Origin of the sequence: Cellulosimicrobium sp. Marseille-Q4280 (assembly GCF_943181405.1) — a bacterium.
Lineage (GTDB): Bacteria > Actinomycetota > Actinomycetes > Actinomycetales > Cellulomonadaceae > Cellulosimicrobium.
Window position 1 is genome coordinate 306,844 of sequence record NZ_CALPBY010000005.1, and the last position, 15,813, is coordinate 322,656.

The window sequence follows — 15,813 nt, forward strand, 5'->3', positions numbered from 1 at the left end:
AACAACAATCGCAGTTTATGGGAGATCGGCATGGTCGGCAACGCGCAGTGGACACCCACCCGGTACGCGCACAACGGGCAGGTGCGGATCGCCTACGACACGTTCGTCGGTAGCTCCGGCGACCCGCTGGTGCTCGTCATGGGGCTCGGGACGTCGAGGTTCTGGTGGCCGGACGGCCTGTGCGCAGCCCTGGCCGACGTCGGCTTCCAGGTGCTCCGCTACGACCAGCGTGACGCCGGCGAGTCGACGCGCATGCCGGAGGTGCGGACCACGAACCCGTTCGTGGCGCTCACCCGCGGCACGGGCGAGGCCTACACCGCGGAGGACATGGTGGACGACGCCGTCGCCGTGCTCGACGCCGCCGCCATCCCTGGCGCGTTCGTCGCCGGGCACTCGATGGGAGGCCTCCTCGCGCAGCGGCTCGCGATCCGGCACCCGGACCGGGTGCTCGGGCTGGTCTCCGGGGGCGCCGTCCCCTCCGACGCCTCCGGCCTCACCACCTGGCGGCACCTGCGGCTGCGCACGATGGTCCGCCTCGCCCGGACGACGTTCGACGCAGGGCGACAGGGTGACATCGACGCCTCGGTCGCCCTGGCTCGGCTCATCGCCTCGTCCACCTACCCGGCCGACGAGGACGCCGTCCGCACCTGGGCGCAGCGCGAGGCCGACAGCGGACCTCGCGACGCGAAGGCCCAGAGTCGTCAGATCGGCGCGCCCTGGAGCGGCGGGCGCCTCGCCGACGTCGTCGCGCCGACCCTCGTCGTCCACGGCGAGGAGGACCCCCTCGTCAAGCCGAGCGCCGCGCGCGCGATCGCCGGCGCGATCCCCGGGGCGCGCGTGCGGATCCTCCGCGGCGTCGGTCACGATCTCCCCGCGCCGTCGTGGGCCGAGTATGCGCGGGAGGTCCGGGCGCTCGCCGACCGGACCCGGGCGGCGAGCGCCTGACTCGTCAGGGCACGCGCTCGAGCACCATCGCCATGCCCTGCCCGCCGCCGACGCACATCGTCTCCAGCCCGTACCGTCCGCCGGTCTCGGCGAGACCGTGGATCAGCGTGGAGGTGATGCGCGCGCCCGTCATGCCGAACGGGTGTCCGACGGCGATCGCGCCGCCGTGGACGTTGAGGCGCTCGACGTCGACGCCGAGCTCCTTCGCGCTCGGCAGCACCTGCGCCGCGAACGCCTCGTTGATCTCCACCAGGTCGACGTCGTCGATCGTCAGCCGGGCGCGCTCGAGCGCCTGGCGGCTGGCCTCGACGGGGCCGAGGCCCATGATCTCGGGCGACAGCCCGCTCACCCCGGTCGAGACGATGCGGGCGAGCGGCTGGAGCCCGAGCTCGTCGACCACGCGGCCGCTCACCACGACGACCGCCGCGGCCCCGTCGTTGAGCGGGCAGCAGTTGCCCGCCGTCACGGTCCCGTCGGGGCGGAACACCGGGTCCAGGCCCGCGAGCGACTCGACGGTCACGCCCGGGCGAGGACCGTCGTCGGCCGTCACGCGCGTGCCGTCCGGGAGGGTGACGGGGGTGATGTCGCGCGACCAGAACCCGCTCGCGATGGCCGCCTGCGCGCGCTGCTGGCTCAGCGCGGCGTACTCGTCCTGCTCGCGGCGCGAGGTCCCGGTGAGCTGCGCGACGTTCTCCGCCGTCTGGCCCATCGCGACGTAGACGTCGGGGAGGTCGCCCGCGAGACGCGGGTCGGTCCACGACTCGGCGCCGGCCTCCGAGCGGAGCGCCGTGCGCCCGACGGCGGCCGCGAACCGGGGGTTGGTGAGGTCCTCCCCCGGGATGTGGTCGGCCGTGCCGCGCGCGGTGCTGCTCACGGACTCCACGCCTGCCGAGACGAACACGTCGCCCTCGCCCGCGCGGATCGCGTGGAACGCCATGCGCGTGGTCTGCAGGCTCGACGAGCAGTAGCGGTTGACGGTCGTGCCGGGCACGCCGTCGAGCCCGAGCAGCACGGCGACGACGCGGGCCATGTTCATGCCCTGCTCACCTCCGGGCTGCCCGCACCCGAGCAGCAGGTCCTCGACCCGGCCGGGGTCGAGCGTGGGTACCTGGGCGAGCGCGGCCCGGACCATGTCGGCGGCGAGGTCGTCCGGGCGCACCCCCCGCAACGACCCCTTGAACGCGCGCCCGATGGGCGAGCGGGCGACGGCGACGACGTAGGCCTCCTGCACGGTGGCCTCCCTTCGGTGGTGGGGAACTCGGTGGCGGGGACTCGGGGACGGTGATCGGTGGTGCCGGACGGTTCAGACGAACGCCTGGATGCCGGTGATGGCCCGCCCGACGATGAGGGTGTTCATGTCCCGCGTGCCCTCGTAGGTGTAGACGGCCTCGGCGTCGGCGAAGTAGCGCGCGACGCCGTGGTCGAGCTGGATCCCGTTGCCGCCGAGGACCTCGCGGCAGCGCGCGACGGTCGCCCGCATGCGCGTCGTCGCGAAGGACTTGGCGAGCGCGGCGTGCTCGTCGCGCTGGCGCCCCTGCTCGGCGAGCACCGAGAGCTGGCGGCACAGCGCGATGCTCGCCGTGATGTCGGCGAGGGACTCCGCGAGCTTGTCCTGCACGAGCTGGAACGACCCGAGGGGGCGCCCGAACTGCTCGCGCGACGCCACGTAGGCGACCGCGGCCTCGTACGCACCGACGGCGAGCCCGACCGCCTGCCACGCGACCTCCGCGCGCGTGGGTCGCAGGACCGCGGCGACGTCGCGGAACGAGGAGACGCGCTGGAGCCGGTCCTCCTCGGCGACCTCGACGCCGTCGAGCTCGATGTCGGCGTTCTGCACGGTGCGCAGCGCCTGCTTGCGCTCGATCTTCGTGACGGTCAGACCAGGCGAGCCCGTGCGGACGAGGAAGCCCTTGACCTCGTCGTCGGCGACGTCCTTGGCCCACACGACGATCACGTCGGCGAACGTCGCGTTGCCGATCCAGCGCTTCGCCCCACGCAGGGTCCACGTGTCGCCGTGGCGCTCGGCCGTCGTGCGCAGGCCGCGCGCGGTGTCGGAACCGGAGTACGGCTCCGTGAGCCCGAACGCACCCATCAGCTCGCCCCGGCCCATCGGGGGCAGCCACCGCTCGCGCTGCTCAGGCGACCCGCCGCCGGCGATCGCGGTCATCGTGAGGCCGGTCTGGACGCCCACGAACGTCGCGATCGACGGGTCGACCCGCGCGAGCTCGAGCGCGACCCAGCCGCGGTAGAGCATCCCGTTCTCGAACCGCGCCGTCTCGGGCAGGTGCGCGCCGAACAGACCGAGATCGGCGAGCCCGGGGATCAGGTGGTGGGGGAACTCGGCGCGGTCCCAGCAGTCGTCCGCGATCGGGCGCACCTCGCGCTCGAGGAACTCGCGGATGCGCAGGACCCGTTCCTGCTCGTCGGGCGCGAGCTCGGTCTGCACCCCGTAGAAGTCGCTCGTGAGCGTCGTGGGCGGGGCCACGGTGGTCGTGGACATGCGTGCCTCCGGTGGATCGTCGGTGATCTCCTCGCGGCCAGTGTGCATCAAAATCCAAAATGTTGCACGCATCGGTCGACGCGGCGGTAGAGTGCCCGGCATGGCAGGTGACGACGACGCGCCCGGCACGACGGCAGGTGGGACCACGGCCGCGACAGCCCTCGCCCCCGGCGTGCCCCGCGCCGACGGCCGGCTCGGGCACGTCGGGACGGCCGCCGCGCCGTCGTGGCTGTCGGAGCGGCTCGTCTCGGGGACGCACGCCGACACGGTCACGGCGTTCCGGCGCGCGCGCGAGACGTTCATCGCGGGCGAGCGGATCGACATGGGTCGGCTCGCGACGTCCCTCGGCGTGGACCGCACGAGCCTGTTCCGGTGGGTCGGCAACCGCGACGCGCTGCTCTCCGAGGTGCTGTGGTCCCTCGCCGTCCCCACGCTCGAGCAGGCCGACGACGCGGCCGCCGGACTGCACGGGGCCGAGCGCGTCGCGTCCGTGCTCACGACGTTCGTCCGCGACCTCATCACGGCCGGGTACTTCCGCACCTTCCTGCAGCGCGAGCCCGCCCGCGCCCTGCGCCTGCTGACCACCAAGGAGAGCCAGATCCAGCGGCGCTACGTCGCCGAGGTGGAGGCGCTCGTCGACGCCGAGCTCTCGCCCCGGCCGCTCGGGCGCGACGTCGCCCCGCGCGAGCTCGCCTACCTGCTCGTCCGCATCAGCGAGTCGTTCACGTACGCCGACCTCATCGCGGGCGACGTGCCGAGCGCGGCGCGCGCGCAGACGGCGTTCGAGCTCGTGCTGCACCTCGACCGACCCGACCCCGCGGCGTCGTGACGCACGCTGCCGCGCCCGACCGATCGCCGTCGTGCGCGCCACCCGATCCCCGTCGCCTCCCCCGGAGGAGCCCGTGACCACTCCGCCCGCCCCGCCCGCCTACGGCCACCGCTCGCCGTTCCCGACCCGCTGGAACGACGACGACGTCTACGGCCACGTGAACAACACCGTCTACTACGAGGCGATGGACACCGCGATCAACACGTGGCTCGTGCGCGTCGCGGGACTCGACCGCCTGACCGGTCCCGCGATCGGGCTGTGCGTGAGCAGCTCGTGCGAGTACCGCGCGTCGGCGTCCTTCCCGGACCCGCTGGAGGTGGGCGTGCGGGTGGGACGCCTCGGGACGTCGAGCGTCGCGTGGGAGCTGGGCATCCTGCGCGCGGGTGAGGACGTGCCGATCGCCGAGGGCCGGTTCGTGCACGTCTTCGTGGACCGCGAGACGCGTCGCCCGACCCCCGTCCCGGCGGGCATCCGGGCCGCGATCGAGCGCGACCTCCTGGTCCCCGCAGCGGTGAGCTGAGGTTGGGCATCTGTCGTCGCGAGGAAGCGATGGCGACAGATCCAGCACTCAGCGGTCCGAGGTGAGTCGAGGAGTCCTGGGGCAGCGTCATACCGACCGCGCGGTATGATCGCTTGAAGCCGGTCGATCCGGCGTCCCGACGACGCGCGACGCAGCGCGGAGAGGTGGTCGACGATGACCCGACCGACGGCGAGCCCGCCCGGGCTCGACGTGCACCGGCTCGACCAGTGGTTGCGCCGGACGCACCCCGAGCTCGCCACGGAGCGACCCGTCTCCGCGACCGTGATCGCCGGGGGCCGGAGCAACCTCACGTACCGCGTCGAGGGCGCAGCCGTCCCGCTCGTGCTGCGCCGGCCGCCGCTCGGCCACGTGCTGTCCACCGCGCACGACATGGCGCGCGAGCACCGCGTCATCGCGGCGCTGGAAGGCACACCCGTCCCGGTGCCACGCGTCGTCGACCTCGTCGACGACCGCGACGGCGCTGCCGGTACCGGGACGCCGTTCTTCCTCATGGAGCACGTCGCCGGCGAGGTGCTCGCGCACCCGGCCCAGAACGTCGCATACTCCCCGACCGAGCTGCGCGCCCTCTCGCTCGAGCTCGCCGAGACGCTTGCCGAGCTGCACCGGGTGGACCCGGCCGACGTCGGGCTCGCGGACTTCGGCCGACCGGACGGCTACCTGGAGCGCCAGCTGCGCCGGTGGGCCACGCAGCTCGACGCGTCGCGCTCGCGCGACGTCCCCGCCCTCGACGCGCTCGGCGCGCTCCTGCGCGAGCACGTCCCGGCGCAGCAGTCCGCGGGGATCGTGCACGGCGACTTCCGGCTCGACAACGCCATCGTGAGCCGCGGCGTCGGCGCGCGGGTCGGCGGGGCCGTCGACGGGACGTCGGACCGGACGACCGACGGGGCCCCGCGCGTCGCAGCGATCCTCGACTGGGAGATGGCGACCCTCGGGGACCCGACCGTCGACCTCGGGATGCTCGGACTCTACTGGGACATCGGCGCGCTCGGCGAGGCGGCCGCAGGCGTGGCGACGAGCGCCGTCGACCTCGCCGCCGGGTACCCGGCGTTCGACGAGCTCGTCGACGCCTACGAGGCCCGGCGCGGTCGACCGGTCCCGGAGCTGTCCTGGTACCGCGCGTTCGGCGCGTACAAGCTCGGCGTGATCCTCGAGGGCGTGCACTACCGCTACCGCGCGGGCGAGACCGTGGGCGACGGCTTCGACGTCATCGGCGACCTCGTCGGACCGCTCGCCGACGAGGGCCTCGCGCGCCTCGCGACCACCCGGAGGGGATGACCGTGGACTTCGAGCCCGACACCACGACGCGCGAGGTCGTCGACCGCGCCCAGGCGTTCCTCGACGAGCGCGTGCTGCCCGCGGAGCGCGTGCTGGCGCGCCAGGTGGAGGCGACGCCCGACGACTGGTCGTTCCGGCCGGTCGTGCGCGAGCTGCAGGCCGAGGCGCGCGAACGCGGTTTGTGGAACCTCTTCCTGCCGGGCCCGGACGGCGGCGGTCTCACGACGCTCCAGTACGCCCCGGTCGCCGAGCTCTCCGGGCGTAGCCCGCGGCTCGCGCCCGTCGCGATGAACTGCGCCGCGCCCGACACCGGCAACATGGAGCTCCTGCACGACTTCGGCACTCCCGAGCAGAAGGAGCGGTGGCTCGCCCCGCTCCTGCGCGGCGAGATCCGCTCGGCCTTCTGCATGACCGAGCCCGACGTCGCGTCCTCGGACGCGAGCCAGATCGCCACGCGGATCCGGCGGGACGGCGACCACTACGTCGTCTCGGGGCGGAAGTGGTGGTCGACGGGGGCCATGAATCCCGACGCGAAGATCCTCGTGGTCATGGGTGCGACGGACCCGGACGCCGACCGGCACCGCCGGCAGAGCATGATCCTCGTGCCGCGCGACGCCCCGGGCGTGCGCGTCGTGCGCCCCCTGACCGTGTTCGGCTACGACGACCGCGAGCACGGCGGCCACGCGGAGATCGTGCTCGACGACGTCCGGGTACCGGCGACGCATCTCGTCGCCGGAGAGGGCGACGGCTTCCGCATCGCCCAGGCGCGGCTCGGGCCGGGGCGCGTCCACCACTGCATGCGCGCCCTGGGCATGGCCGGCCGGGCGCTCGACCTCGTGCGCGAGCGCGCGACGTCGCGCACCGCGTTCGGGAGGACCCTCGCCCAGCAGGGTGTGATCCGGGAGTGGGTCGCGGAGTCGCGCGTCCAGCTCGAGGCGCTGCGCCTGCTCGTGCTCAAGACCGCGTGGCTCATGGACACGGTCGGCAACCGCGCCGCGATGCGCGAGATCCAGGCCATCAAGATCGCCGTGCCGCGCGCCGTGCAGCAGATCCTCGACCGCGCGATCCAGGTGTTCGGCGCGGCCGGTCTCTCCGGCGACCAGCCGCTCGCCGAGATGTTCGCCGCCGCGCGCGCGATGCGGCTCGCCGACGGACCCGACGAGGTCCACCTCGCGGCGCTCGGCCGGGCCGAGCTCGCCACCCCCGCACCGCCGACGCCGCCCGGGCGCCGGTGACCGTCGCACGACCCCACCCTCCACCCAGCACCGAAGGGACCTCGACCGATGACCGCTCCTGGTGACCTCGACCTCTCCCCCACCACCGCTCCGGGTGCCGTGCCCGCCTCGGCGGACGACCCGTCGTCGGGCACCGCACCCGACCCCGTCCTCACGGGCCCCGGCTTCGGCACGCTGTCCATCGCCGCGATCCTCGCGGAGACGGCGCACCGCCGGCCCGACGCCACCGCGTTCCTCGTCGGCGACGCGTCCGTGACCTACGGAGACCTGTGGGCGCAGAGCCGCGCGTACGCGGGCGCGCTGCTCGCGCGCGGCGTCCGGCCGGGCGACCGCGTCGCGATGCTCGTGCCGAACGTGCCCGACTTCGCGCGCGTCTACTACGGGGCGCTGTCGATCGGCGCCGTCGTGGTGCCGATCCACCTGCTCTTCAAGGCGGCGGAGATCGAGTTCGTGCTGCGCGACGCCGGGGCGAGCCTTCTCGTCGCCGGCGCGCCGTTCCTCGGGGAGGCGGGACCGGCCGCCGCCGCGGCGGGGATCCCCACCGTGACCGTGCTCGTACCCGACGCGCTGCGCGACCAGGTCCCGTTCCCGCGCCTGGAGGACGAGGCGGCGCAGGCCGAGCCCGTCCGCACGTACGCGTCCGTCAACCCGCTCGCGGCGGCCACGATCCTCTACACGAGCGGGACGACGGGGCGCCCCAAGGGCGCGGTCGGCTCGCACCTCGCGATGATCGAGCAGGTGCACGTCGCGCTGATCGACACGTTCGACCTGCGGCCCGACGACGTCGTGTTCGGCGGCCTGCCGTTCTTCCACACGTTCGGTCAGATGGCGGTGCTCAACATCGCGTTCCGCAAGGGCGCGGCGATCGTGCTGCTGCCCAAGTTCGACCCGGACGAGGCGCTCGCCCTGCTGGTGCGGCACCGCGCGACCGTGTTCACCGCCGTCCCGACGATGTTCGTCGGCATGGTCCAGGCCGCCGAGCGCACGAGCGACCGGCCGCCGCTGCGCTACGCCGTGTCGGGCGGCGCGGCGCTCCCCGTGCCCCTGCTCGAGGCGTTCTCACGCACGTTCGGCGCCGAGGTCCACGAGGGCTACGGGCTCACCGAGACGTCCCCCACCGCCGCGTTCAACCCCGTCGGCGAGCCGATCCGGCCCGGGACGGTCGGGCGCCCGCTCTGGGGCGTCGACGTCGAGATCGCCGACGCGGACGTCGACGACCGGGTCGAGCTGCTCGCGGCGGGCGAGCTCGGCGAGATCGTCGTCCGCGGCCACAACCTGTTCAAGGGCTACCTGGGCAACCCCGAGGCCAACGCGCAGACCGTCGTCGACGGCTGGTTCCGCACGGGCGACCTCGGCACCAAGGACGCCGACGACATCGTGACCATCGTCGACCGCAAGAAGGACATGATCGTCCGCAACGGGTACAACGTGTACCCGAGCGAGGTCGAGGACGTCATGACCGGCCACCCCGCCGTCGCCCAGGTCGCCGTGTTCGGGCTCGCGGACGACACCCACGGCCAGGAGGTCCACGCCGCCGTCGTGCTCATGCCGGGCCGCAGCGCCGACGCCGCGGAGATCGTCGAGTTCACCAAGGAGCGCGTCGCCGCGTACAAGTACCCGCGCCACGTGCACCTCGTCGAGACGCTCCCGCTCGGCGGCTCGGGCAAGGTGCTCAAGCGCGAGCTCGTCGCGTCGTTCGAGGCGGCCCGCTCCACCGAGGGGGCGTGACCGGCATTCGGCGATCGGCGCCGGGTGAACGTCGTCGGCCGCGAGAACGTGCTCGCCCGCCGCCGCGGGAGCGCGACCCAGCGCCTTCCGACGTACGCGCACCAGGAGGTCGCTCTGCCGGTAGCTGCGGCAACCCTGGCACACCTGCGTCACTTCGACGACTGTCGCAAAACCCTGGTTGCTGTTCCGCGACACCGAAGGTTGTCGGACACGAGTTCTGCGACAGCTTCTTGTCGGCGTGTCGCGATGATCGGTGCGGTGTACGACAAACGGTCGGTTGTGCGGTGTCGAACAATCCCGGCCGCAAGGTCAAGGAATCGCAACCGATTACCGGTCGTTGCGTCTAGGGCGTGTCTCCCAAAGAGTTCCCAATGGCTTCATCGCGGAGACGAACGAACCCCCCTCGAGCGGAGTCTCTCGGGCCGAACCGGCCACGCTCGATCGAGGCTGCGACCGGTTGGAGGAGGTGGTGCGACCGATCGGATGAGGTCGGCAGGGGTCCTGCGAGACGAGTCTTGAGACATCAAGCAACGCAGGAACAACAACCCTGAAGGAGTTCGATCACCATGAAGCTCACCAAGATCACGGCAGCCGTCGGAACCGGAGTCCTCGGCCTTGGCCTCGTCGGAGCCCTGACCGCGTCTGGCGCCTCGGCCGCGGAGATCGCCCCCGTCGAGCGCCCCGCCACGCAGGCGACCGAGTACGCCAGCCATGACGACGCGGGTTCGGAGTACGCCTCCCACGACGACACCGCTCCCGAGGTCATCGTCCGGGACAACACCGGCGGTGAGGTCATCACCCGCGACGACACCGCTCCCGAGGTCATCGTCCGGGACGACACCGCCCCCGAGGTCATCGTCCGCGACAACACCGCCCCCGAGGTCATCGTCCGCGACAACACCGCGCCCGAGGTCTCCACCCACGACAACACCGTCCCCGCTCCCATCGAGGGCAGCACGTTCCACCCCGACGCCAACGGTGGCGGGTACTGGACCCACGACGACGTCCTTCCCGCTCCGATCGAGGGCAGCACGTTCCACCCCGACGCCAACGGTGGCGGGTACTGGACCCACGACGACGTCCTTCCCGCTCCGATCGAGGGCAGCACGTTCCACCCCGACGCCCAGGGTGGCGGCGGGTACTGGACCCACGACGACGTCCTTCCCGCTCCGATCGAGGGCAGCACGTTCCACCCCGACGCCGAGGGTGGTGGCGGGTACTGGACCCACGACGACCCCGCCGACGACCCGACCGACAACCCGACCGACAACCCGACCGACAACCCGACCGACGGCGGCGGCGACGCGACGAACAGCACCGACGACGCCACCAGCGGCACGGCTACCGTCGCGAACACCGTCAGCACGAACGGCGCGAGCGACGCGCCTGCCGCCCCCCTCACCGGCGCCCAGGCAGACGAGTCGACCGGTTCGCTGGCCCAGACCGGCCTGGACACCGAGGTGCTGGCGGCATCGGCCCTCGGCCTGGCGGCCCTTGGCGGTCTCGCCCTGGCCGTCGCACGGCGCCGGCGCCAGAGCGCGAGCTGACACCAGAGGTACAACCACGCGAGGGGTCGCCACCACCGGCGGCCCCTCGCTTCGTGTGAGCACGTGCGTCCGCTCTGGGACGACAGATCCTGTACGCCGCGTGGATGAGCGCCCGGGGCGGGTGCTTGCCCGATACGGTGGGCCGGTGAGCAGGGACATCTCTGCGGACACCCGGGCCGACGTGGCGCTCGGGTGCGTGGCGGCGCTGCTGGGTATCGCGGTCGTCACGGCACGGATGCCCCCGGACTCCCTCGGCCTGCCGGTCGGTGTGGAGGCGGCGGGACAGGTCGCCGGTGGTGCGCTGATCATCGGGTCACGACGGCGGCCGCTGCTCGTCTACGTGTCGTGCCTGGCGATCTCCGTGGCGGTGCCCGTCGGAGCGGTGTGCATCGCGGCATTCATGGTGGGCCGCTGGGCCCGAGCCGACCGGCGCTCCGTGATCACCACGCTCGGTGGTCTCGTGCTCCTGCTCGGGTCGTGGTGGGTGATGGACCGCGACTGGCAGGCCTCGCACATCGTGGCGTTCGTAGCGGCCACCCTGGTGGGGTGGCTCCTGGGCCGTGCGCTCGCGTCGTCGGACGAGGCCGCACAGGCCCGTGCCGAGGAGCGCCGCGCTGCCGCCGCACTGCTCGCCGCGGCGGTCAGGCAGGCCGAACGCGACCGGCTCGCGGGCGAGATGCACGACGTGGTCGCCCACCGCGTGTCTTTGATGGTGCTCGACGCCAACCGGATCGAGGCGGGCTCTGCCCCCGACGACCGGGCGGTCGCGGCCCAGATCCGCGACACCGGGCGAGCGGCCCTGGCCGACATGCGCGAGGTGCTCCAGAGGTTGCAACGCGACGACCTCGACAAAGGACTCGCGCGCCACTCGTTCACGGAGATCGACGACCTGGTCAACGGTGTGCGGGAGGTCGGTCAGCCCGTCGAGGTCACCGTCACGGCGCCGGGGAGCCAGCCCCCGGACCTGGCGGAGCGGACCGCGGTCCGCATCGTGCGCGAGGCACTGACCAACGCGGCCCGGCACGCACCCGGCGCCGCGACCCGCGTCCAGATCGGCGAACAGGGGCACGCCCTGCTCGTCCACGTCCGCAACGCCGCGCCCGAACACGCGCCGCAGGTCGAGCTGACCACCGGCGGCCACGGCCTGCGCGCGCTGAGCGAACGCGTCGCGCTGATCGGCGGCCAGTGGCACGCGGGACCGACGAGCGACGGGGGGTTCGCCGTGGAGGCGACGATGCCGAGGGGGCACCAGTGATCAGCGTGGTGATCGTGGACGACGAGGAGCTGTTCCGCAGCGGGCTCGCCGAGCTGCTCGACGCCGCACCGGACATCGAGGTCGTCGCACAGGCGGCCGACGGCCGCGCCGGCATCCAGACCGTCCAGGCACACCGCCCCGACGTCGTCCTGCTCGACATGCAGATGCCCGTCATGGACGGCCTGTCCGCGGCAGCAGAGATCCGACGCAGCGTCCCGAGCACCGCGATCGTCGTCGTGACAAGCTTCGACTACGACGAGTTCATCCTGCCCGCGCTGCGGCTCGGCGCGGCCGGCTACCTGCTCAAGGACTCGAGCGCCGACGAGCTGCGCCGAGGCATCCGCGTCGCAGCAGCCGGCGAGGCGATGCTCTCCCCCGCCGTGACCCGTCACCTCCTGGACGTGGTGGGCGAACACCTCGGTGAGGACCACAGCGAGTCCGTCCGCCTCGTCACAGACCTGAGCGAACGCGAACGCGACGTCCTCGGCTGCGTCGCAGCCGGCATGACCAACCCCCAGATCGCACGCCACCTCTACAGCGCCGAGACCACCGTCAAGACCCACCTCGCCCACGCCCTGACCAAGCTCGGCGACCTCAACCGCACCCAGGCCGCGATCATCGCCCACGAAGCCGGCCTCACCCCTCCTGCGGCCTAGGAGAAGGGCACGAATGGGGGTTGCTCTGGTCCGGCTAGCAATGACTGGAGCACGAGCGCCGACGCGAGCACGGCAATCGGGATCGCCGCACCGAGGAGCGCCCATCGGACCGCTGCCGTCGCTGTCAGCTCTCCACGAGCTCTGATGCGTGTGACCACGCCGACGGCGAACAGCACTGCGACGAGCAACAGGACGAGCCCAGCTACAGCACGTACGACGACCGGTCGATCGGGAACTCCGTCGAGGAGTCCGCTCGAGCCAGCGTTCAGCCACCACAGCTCCCAGAGGTACTCGCTGACGGCCCAACCCAGAAGCAAGGTCGGCGGCGTGGTGACGAGCGCCGCACCTCCCACGATGAGCGCGACGCTCTGCCGACGTGTCGACTGTCGCTCCGCAATGTCGGCTGACCTCATGGCCGAACGGTAGCAAAGGTGCAGAAGGGACAGACGAGCCCGGGGCCAAGCGAAGATCTCGGGCACGCCAGTGCCCCGCCAGGGCACTGCTCGCGCAGATCAGACCGTTTGTCGGACGTCGCAGAACCTTCTTTAGCGACGCCTGACAAACGGTTGTTTTTGCAACATCGGACAAGTGGCCCGTTATGTCCGACGGGTTCGTCAGAGCGCGTTGTGGCGCGTCTACCCTCAAGCGGGTACTGGTCCCGGGGTGAAGAGCGGCAATCCTCTCGGCGTGTCGCATGCTGCTCTGGGCGCGCGAGTGGTCTAGTGCTCCCGCTCAGCACTGTGCGAGCGCTTCTAGAGAGTGGGTTTCAATGACGAACCTGCGCTGGACGACACCCCTCGTCCTGCTCCTGGCAACTGCAATTGCAGCGCCTGCTTCTGCCTCGGCACCATCACCGGATGGCAGCGAGAGCGACCAGGTCACCGCGGCCGCGGCCTGCATCCCTTCCTCAAAGATCACGGGCCAACTCCTCAACACATCAGGCGGATACCTCAAGTACGCCCCCGTGTCGGTCAGCGTGCTGCCGCCCGAGAGCACCACCGGTGACCTCCAGTCCGTGCTCCTGGGCGAGACGACGACCGACGCGCTCGGCCGGTTCGAGCTCGTGCGGTGCAACGGTGGGATGCCCGTCTCCGACCTTGGCGACGGCTCCTACATGCTGGTCTTCACGGGCGGCGACGAGGCCAATTTTGTCTACACCGAGGCGATCATGAAGAAGCCGACCACCCTGGGTGCGGCCTGGACGCTCGCCGACGCCCCGCAGGCCTATACAGGCGGAACGGCCCCGCTGGAGTCCGTCAACGGTGGTGCGACGGAGGTAGGCACGGTCGGCATCGTGACGGAGGCACACGCCGCCGGCGACGGAGCCGAGCTGGAGAACCCGGTGTACGAGGACGAGAACGGCAACCCGCAGGATCCGACGATCCTTGACGATCCGCCGTCGGGCACGATGAACACGATGGCGATCCCGACCTCGGTGTGTTCCGGCTCGGTCTCGTATACGGCAACGAACACCTACACGCGCGCGTGGGTCCCGATCCAGCGATTCAAGACTCGTACCCGGCTCGGCGCCTCCTTCGACTGGAGCACGACCAAGGAGACGAGCCTCGGTGTCGCGATGACCGGATCGAAGGGCAAGTACAACGTCGGGCTCTCGAAGTCGCTGACCAACAACACTGCGACCGGCATGAGCGTCAACGCGAATACGAACAGCGCCTTCCGCACTGATGTGGAGTGGCGCTACCGCGGCTACAAGGTCACGTGCTGGCCTGTGGGCTCCAACGCCCCGGTCGCCACAGGACAGATCGCGTGGCGCCCGTACAACTGGACTGGCGGTAACCGGAACGCCATCTCCCAGCCGACCTGGTCATGCGTGGCGAGCAGGACGGTCTCGCTCGCGAATGCCATCTGGGTCGCGCGTGACCGCACGGTCACGTGGTCGGGGAACTACTCCATCGGCGGCGTCTCTCTCTCGAACTCGCAGAGGACGAGCACCAGCGCCAAGCTGACGCTGATCCCGAAGGCTAGCGGTGCGAAGGCGTGTGGCAGCAACTCCACTCCGACGACCGCGGCTCAGGTGCAAGAGGCCCCATGATCCGTCACCACCGCAAGGTGGCCGTCGCGCTCGGCCTGGCACTCCTCCTCTCGGGGTGTCAGGCCGAGCCGTCCGCGTCCGACGACTTCCGCGCGACAGAGCCTCACGGGTGGGCTGTCGAGGTCACGCCTGGCGAACCAGTGACCGACGGCCTGGAGGTGCTGTACCTCGACGTGCCGGGGGAGGCCACGATCACCGACGTCTCGTTCACCCCGGAGGACAGCGGTATCGAGATCGTCGGCGTCTCGATCCTCGGTCCCGAGGACCGTGAGATCGGTGCGACGCAGCTCGCCCCCGGCTTCCCGCCTGCACCGGCCGACGTCAGCGCGACCGTGGATACCTTCGACGACGCCGTCGGGTACACGGTGACGTACGAGGGCTCTCGGGCTCCAGCAGACGAACCCGAGGCGATCGAGGGATACCAGCTCCTCATCGGGATCACAGCTGACGAGCCCGGACGCTTCGAACGGAAAACGATCGAGGTCACCTACGAGATTGACGGTGCGGAGAGGCAGTACTCGATCCCGGCAGAACTCGTCGTCTGCTCGGGTGCCCCGATCGACGAGAGCGGCTTCGACTGCGCCAACTGACTCGGCATCTGCTGCGAAACCCAACGTTTGTCGTGCGTCGCAAAACCAGGTTCTGCGACGCACGACAAACGGTCGGTTTAGCGGTGTCCGACAACCCCGGACGGGTTGTCAAGACCTGGTCCAGATGACGCCATCGGGTGGTTGGGGGTGCGGCGATCAACGCCTCCGGATCGGCGAGCACCCTTTCGGGTTCGTGGTCCGTGTTCTATGTATGGCGACGGCGACAGAGGGTTCGTGGCACCGAAGCTCGGCCGGGCTACCTGTGCACCGAGGGCCGCTGGTTCGGCAACACGACTACAGTCAAGGCCGTAGCCGCGTCGCTCTGCACGCCGACCAGCCAGTCGATGCAATGGAAGTGACCCACATGAGCACCAAGGCCCCTCAGCCCGCCGCCATGCGGCCCATCGTCGCCAGCGCCCACCAGGACATCCCCGAAGCCACTGAGCCGTCGCGCGGGATCCTCGGCAACAGCTTCTGGGCCTGCCTCTTCTGGGGCGCCGTCATCGCAGCCGTCGCATACCTCTCGGCGACCTACTCCTGGGCGCCGATGACGTTCCTCATCGGAGCGCCCATCGCGGCCGTCATCGTCGGCACCGCGATGACCCTCCACCACAACAGGCGAAACCGCCGCTGAGCACCAACGGCCACCGACGACGGGC

At 71.5% G+C, this 15,813-nt stretch carries 15 protein-coding genes; 12 read left to right on the top strand and 3 right to left on the bottom strand.

The window, feature by feature from the left end; genetic code table 11:
• Nucleotides 1-30: 30 nt before the first annotated feature.
• Complete coding sequence (locus NFS20_RS14740) at nucleotides 31-945, top strand: alpha/beta fold hydrolase (protein ID WP_251152542.1); 915 nt, start codon at nucleotides 31-33, stop codon at nucleotides 943-945.
• A gap of 4 nt (nucleotides 946-949) precedes the next feature.
• Here the strand turns inward: NFS20_RS14740 and NFS20_RS14745 are convergent, their stop codons facing one another.
• Together NFS20_RS14745 and NFS20_RS14750 are read right to left on the bottom strand one after the other, a co-directional pair.
• Nucleotides 950-2,176, bottom strand: a complete 1,227-nt coding sequence (locus tag NFS20_RS14745) for an acetyl-CoA C-acetyltransferase (protein WP_251152543.1) — start codon at nucleotides 2,174-2,176, stop codon at nucleotides 950-952.
• A 72-nt stretch (nucleotides 2,177-2,248) separates the two neighbouring features.
• Nucleotides 2,249-3,445 carry an acyl-CoA dehydrogenase family protein gene (locus NFS20_RS14750; protein WP_251152544.1) on the bottom strand — a complete coding sequence of 399 codons (1,197 nt, stop codon included), beginning with the start codon at nucleotides 3,443-3,445 and terminating at the stop codon, nucleotides 2,249-2,251.
• 100 nt (nucleotides 3,446-3,545) lie between these two features.
• On the opposite strand from NFS20_RS14750, the gene NFS20_RS14755 reads away from it, so the two are divergent.
• The 8 genes from NFS20_RS14755 (at nucleotide 3,546) to NFS20_RS14790 (ending at nucleotide 12,511) form a co-directional block, all read left to right on the top strand.
• Nucleotides 3,546-4,274, top strand: coding sequence for a QsdR family transcriptional regulator (locus NFS20_RS14755; protein ID WP_251152545.1), 729 nt, complete (start codon nucleotides 3,546-3,548; stop codon nucleotides 4,272-4,274).
• 73 nt (nucleotides 4,275-4,347) lie between these two features.
• On the top strand, nucleotides 4,348-4,794 hold the full coding sequence (locus NFS20_RS14760) for an acyl-CoA thioesterase (protein ID WP_251152546.1): 447 nt from the start codon (nucleotides 4,348-4,350) through the stop codon (nucleotides 4,792-4,794).
• A gap of 174 nt (nucleotides 4,795-4,968) precedes the next feature.
• On the top strand, nucleotides 4,969-6,090 hold the full coding sequence (locus tag NFS20_RS14765; RefSeq protein ID WP_251152547.1) for a phosphotransferase family protein: 1,122 nt from the start codon (nucleotides 4,969-4,971) through the stop codon (nucleotides 6,088-6,090).
• A gap of 2 nt (nucleotides 6,091-6,092) precedes the next feature.
• Nucleotides 6,093-7,325 (top strand): acyl-CoA dehydrogenase family protein, encoded by a 1,233-nt coding sequence (locus tag NFS20_RS14770; RefSeq protein ID WP_251152664.1) that lies wholly within the window; start codon nucleotides 6,093-6,095, stop codon nucleotides 7,323-7,325.
• Between the two features lie 48 nt (nucleotides 7,326-7,373).
• On the top strand, nucleotides 7,374-9,053 hold the full coding sequence (locus NFS20_RS14775) for a long-chain-fatty-acid--CoA ligase (protein WP_251152548.1): 1,680 nt from the start codon (nucleotides 7,374-7,376) through the stop codon (nucleotides 9,051-9,053).
• A gap of 566 nt (nucleotides 9,054-9,619) precedes the next feature.
• On the top strand, nucleotides 9,620-10,600 hold the full coding sequence (locus NFS20_RS14780; protein ID WP_251152549.1) for an LPXTG cell wall anchor domain-containing protein: 981 nt from the start codon (nucleotides 9,620-9,622) through the stop codon (nucleotides 10,598-10,600).
• Between the two features lie 145 nt (nucleotides 10,601-10,745).
• Nucleotides 10,746-11,855 (top strand): sensor histidine kinase, encoded by a 1,110-nt coding sequence (locus NFS20_RS14785; RefSeq protein WP_251152550.1) that lies wholly within the window; start codon nucleotides 10,746-10,748, stop codon nucleotides 11,853-11,855.
• Between the two features lie 14 nt (nucleotides 11,856-11,869).
• Entirely contained in the window at nucleotides 11,870-12,511 is a 642-nt protein-coding gene (locus NFS20_RS14790) for a response regulator (RefSeq protein ID WP_251152551.1), read from the top strand.
• Here NFS20_RS14790 and NFS20_RS14795 read toward each other — a convergent pair.
• Nucleotides 12,508-12,924 (bottom strand): hypothetical protein, encoded by a 417-nt coding sequence (locus NFS20_RS14795; RefSeq protein ID WP_251152552.1) that lies wholly within the window; start codon nucleotides 12,922-12,924, stop codon nucleotides 12,508-12,510. The genes NFS20_RS14790 and NFS20_RS14795 overlap by 4 nt on opposite strands.
• Nucleotides 12,925-13,280: 356 nt before the next feature.
• Between NFS20_RS14795 and NFS20_RS14800 the strand changes: the two genes are divergently transcribed.
• From NFS20_RS14800 to NFS20_RS14810, 3 genes are all read left to right on the top strand, one after another.
• A complete protein-coding gene (locus NFS20_RS14800) occupies nucleotides 13,281-14,564 on the top strand; it encodes a hypothetical protein (protein WP_251152553.1) in 1,284 nt (427 codons plus the stop codon).
• Nucleotides 14,561-15,154: a hypothetical protein gene (locus tag NFS20_RS14805; RefSeq protein ID WP_251152554.1), complete on the top strand. Its 594-nt coding sequence runs from the start codon at nucleotides 14,561-14,563 to the stop codon at nucleotides 15,152-15,154. Before NFS20_RS14800 ends, NFS20_RS14805 begins: the two co-directional genes overlap by 4 nt.
• Nucleotides 15,155-15,518: 364 nt before the next feature.
• Nucleotides 15,519-15,788 carry a hypothetical protein gene (locus NFS20_RS14810; protein WP_251152555.1) on the top strand — a complete coding sequence of 90 codons (270 nt, stop codon included), beginning with the start codon at nucleotides 15,519-15,521 and terminating at the stop codon, nucleotides 15,786-15,788.
• The last annotated feature ends 25 nt before the right edge of the window (nucleotides 15,789-15,813 follow it).

What these genes read in the sequence shown, in the direction of transcription:
- NFS20_RS14805 (WP_251152554.1), top strand. Translation starts at nt 14,561, where the DNA reads ATGATCCGTCACCACCGCAAGGTGGCCGTCGCGCTCGGCCTGGCACTC.
- NFS20_RS14740 (WP_251152542.1), top strand. Translation starts at nt 31, where the DNA reads ATGGTCGGCAACGCGCAGTGGACACCCACCCGGTACGCGCACAACGGG.
- NFS20_RS14755 (WP_251152545.1), top strand. Translation starts at nt 3,546, where the DNA reads ATGGCAGGTGACGACGACGCGCCCGGCACGACGGCAGGTGGGACCACG.
- NFS20_RS14810 (WP_251152555.1), top strand. Translation starts at nt 15,519, where the DNA reads ATGAGCACCAAGGCCCCTCAGCCCGCCGCCATGCGGCCCATCGTCGCC.
- NFS20_RS14795 (WP_251152552.1), bottom strand. Translation starts at nt 12,924, where the DNA reads ATGAGGTCAGCCGACATTGCGGAGCGACAGTCGACACGTCGGCAGAGC.
- NFS20_RS14780 (WP_251152549.1), top strand. Translation starts at nt 9,620, where the DNA reads ATGAAGCTCACCAAGATCACGGCAGCCGTCGGAACCGGAGTCCTCGGC.
- NFS20_RS14775 (WP_251152548.1), top strand. Translation starts at nt 7,374, where the DNA reads ATGACCGCTCCTGGTGACCTCGACCTCTCCCCCACCACCGCTCCGGGT.
- NFS20_RS14750 (WP_251152544.1), bottom strand. Translation starts at nt 3,445, where the DNA reads ATGTCCACGACCACCGTGGCCCCGCCCACGACGCTCACGAGCGACTTC.
- NFS20_RS14765 (WP_251152547.1), top strand. Translation starts at nt 4,969, where the DNA reads ATGACCCGACCGACGGCGAGCCCGCCCGGGCTCGACGTGCACCGGCTC.
- NFS20_RS14800 (WP_251152553.1), top strand. Translation starts at nt 13,281, where the DNA reads ATGACGAACCTGCGCTGGACGACACCCCTCGTCCTGCTCCTGGCAACT.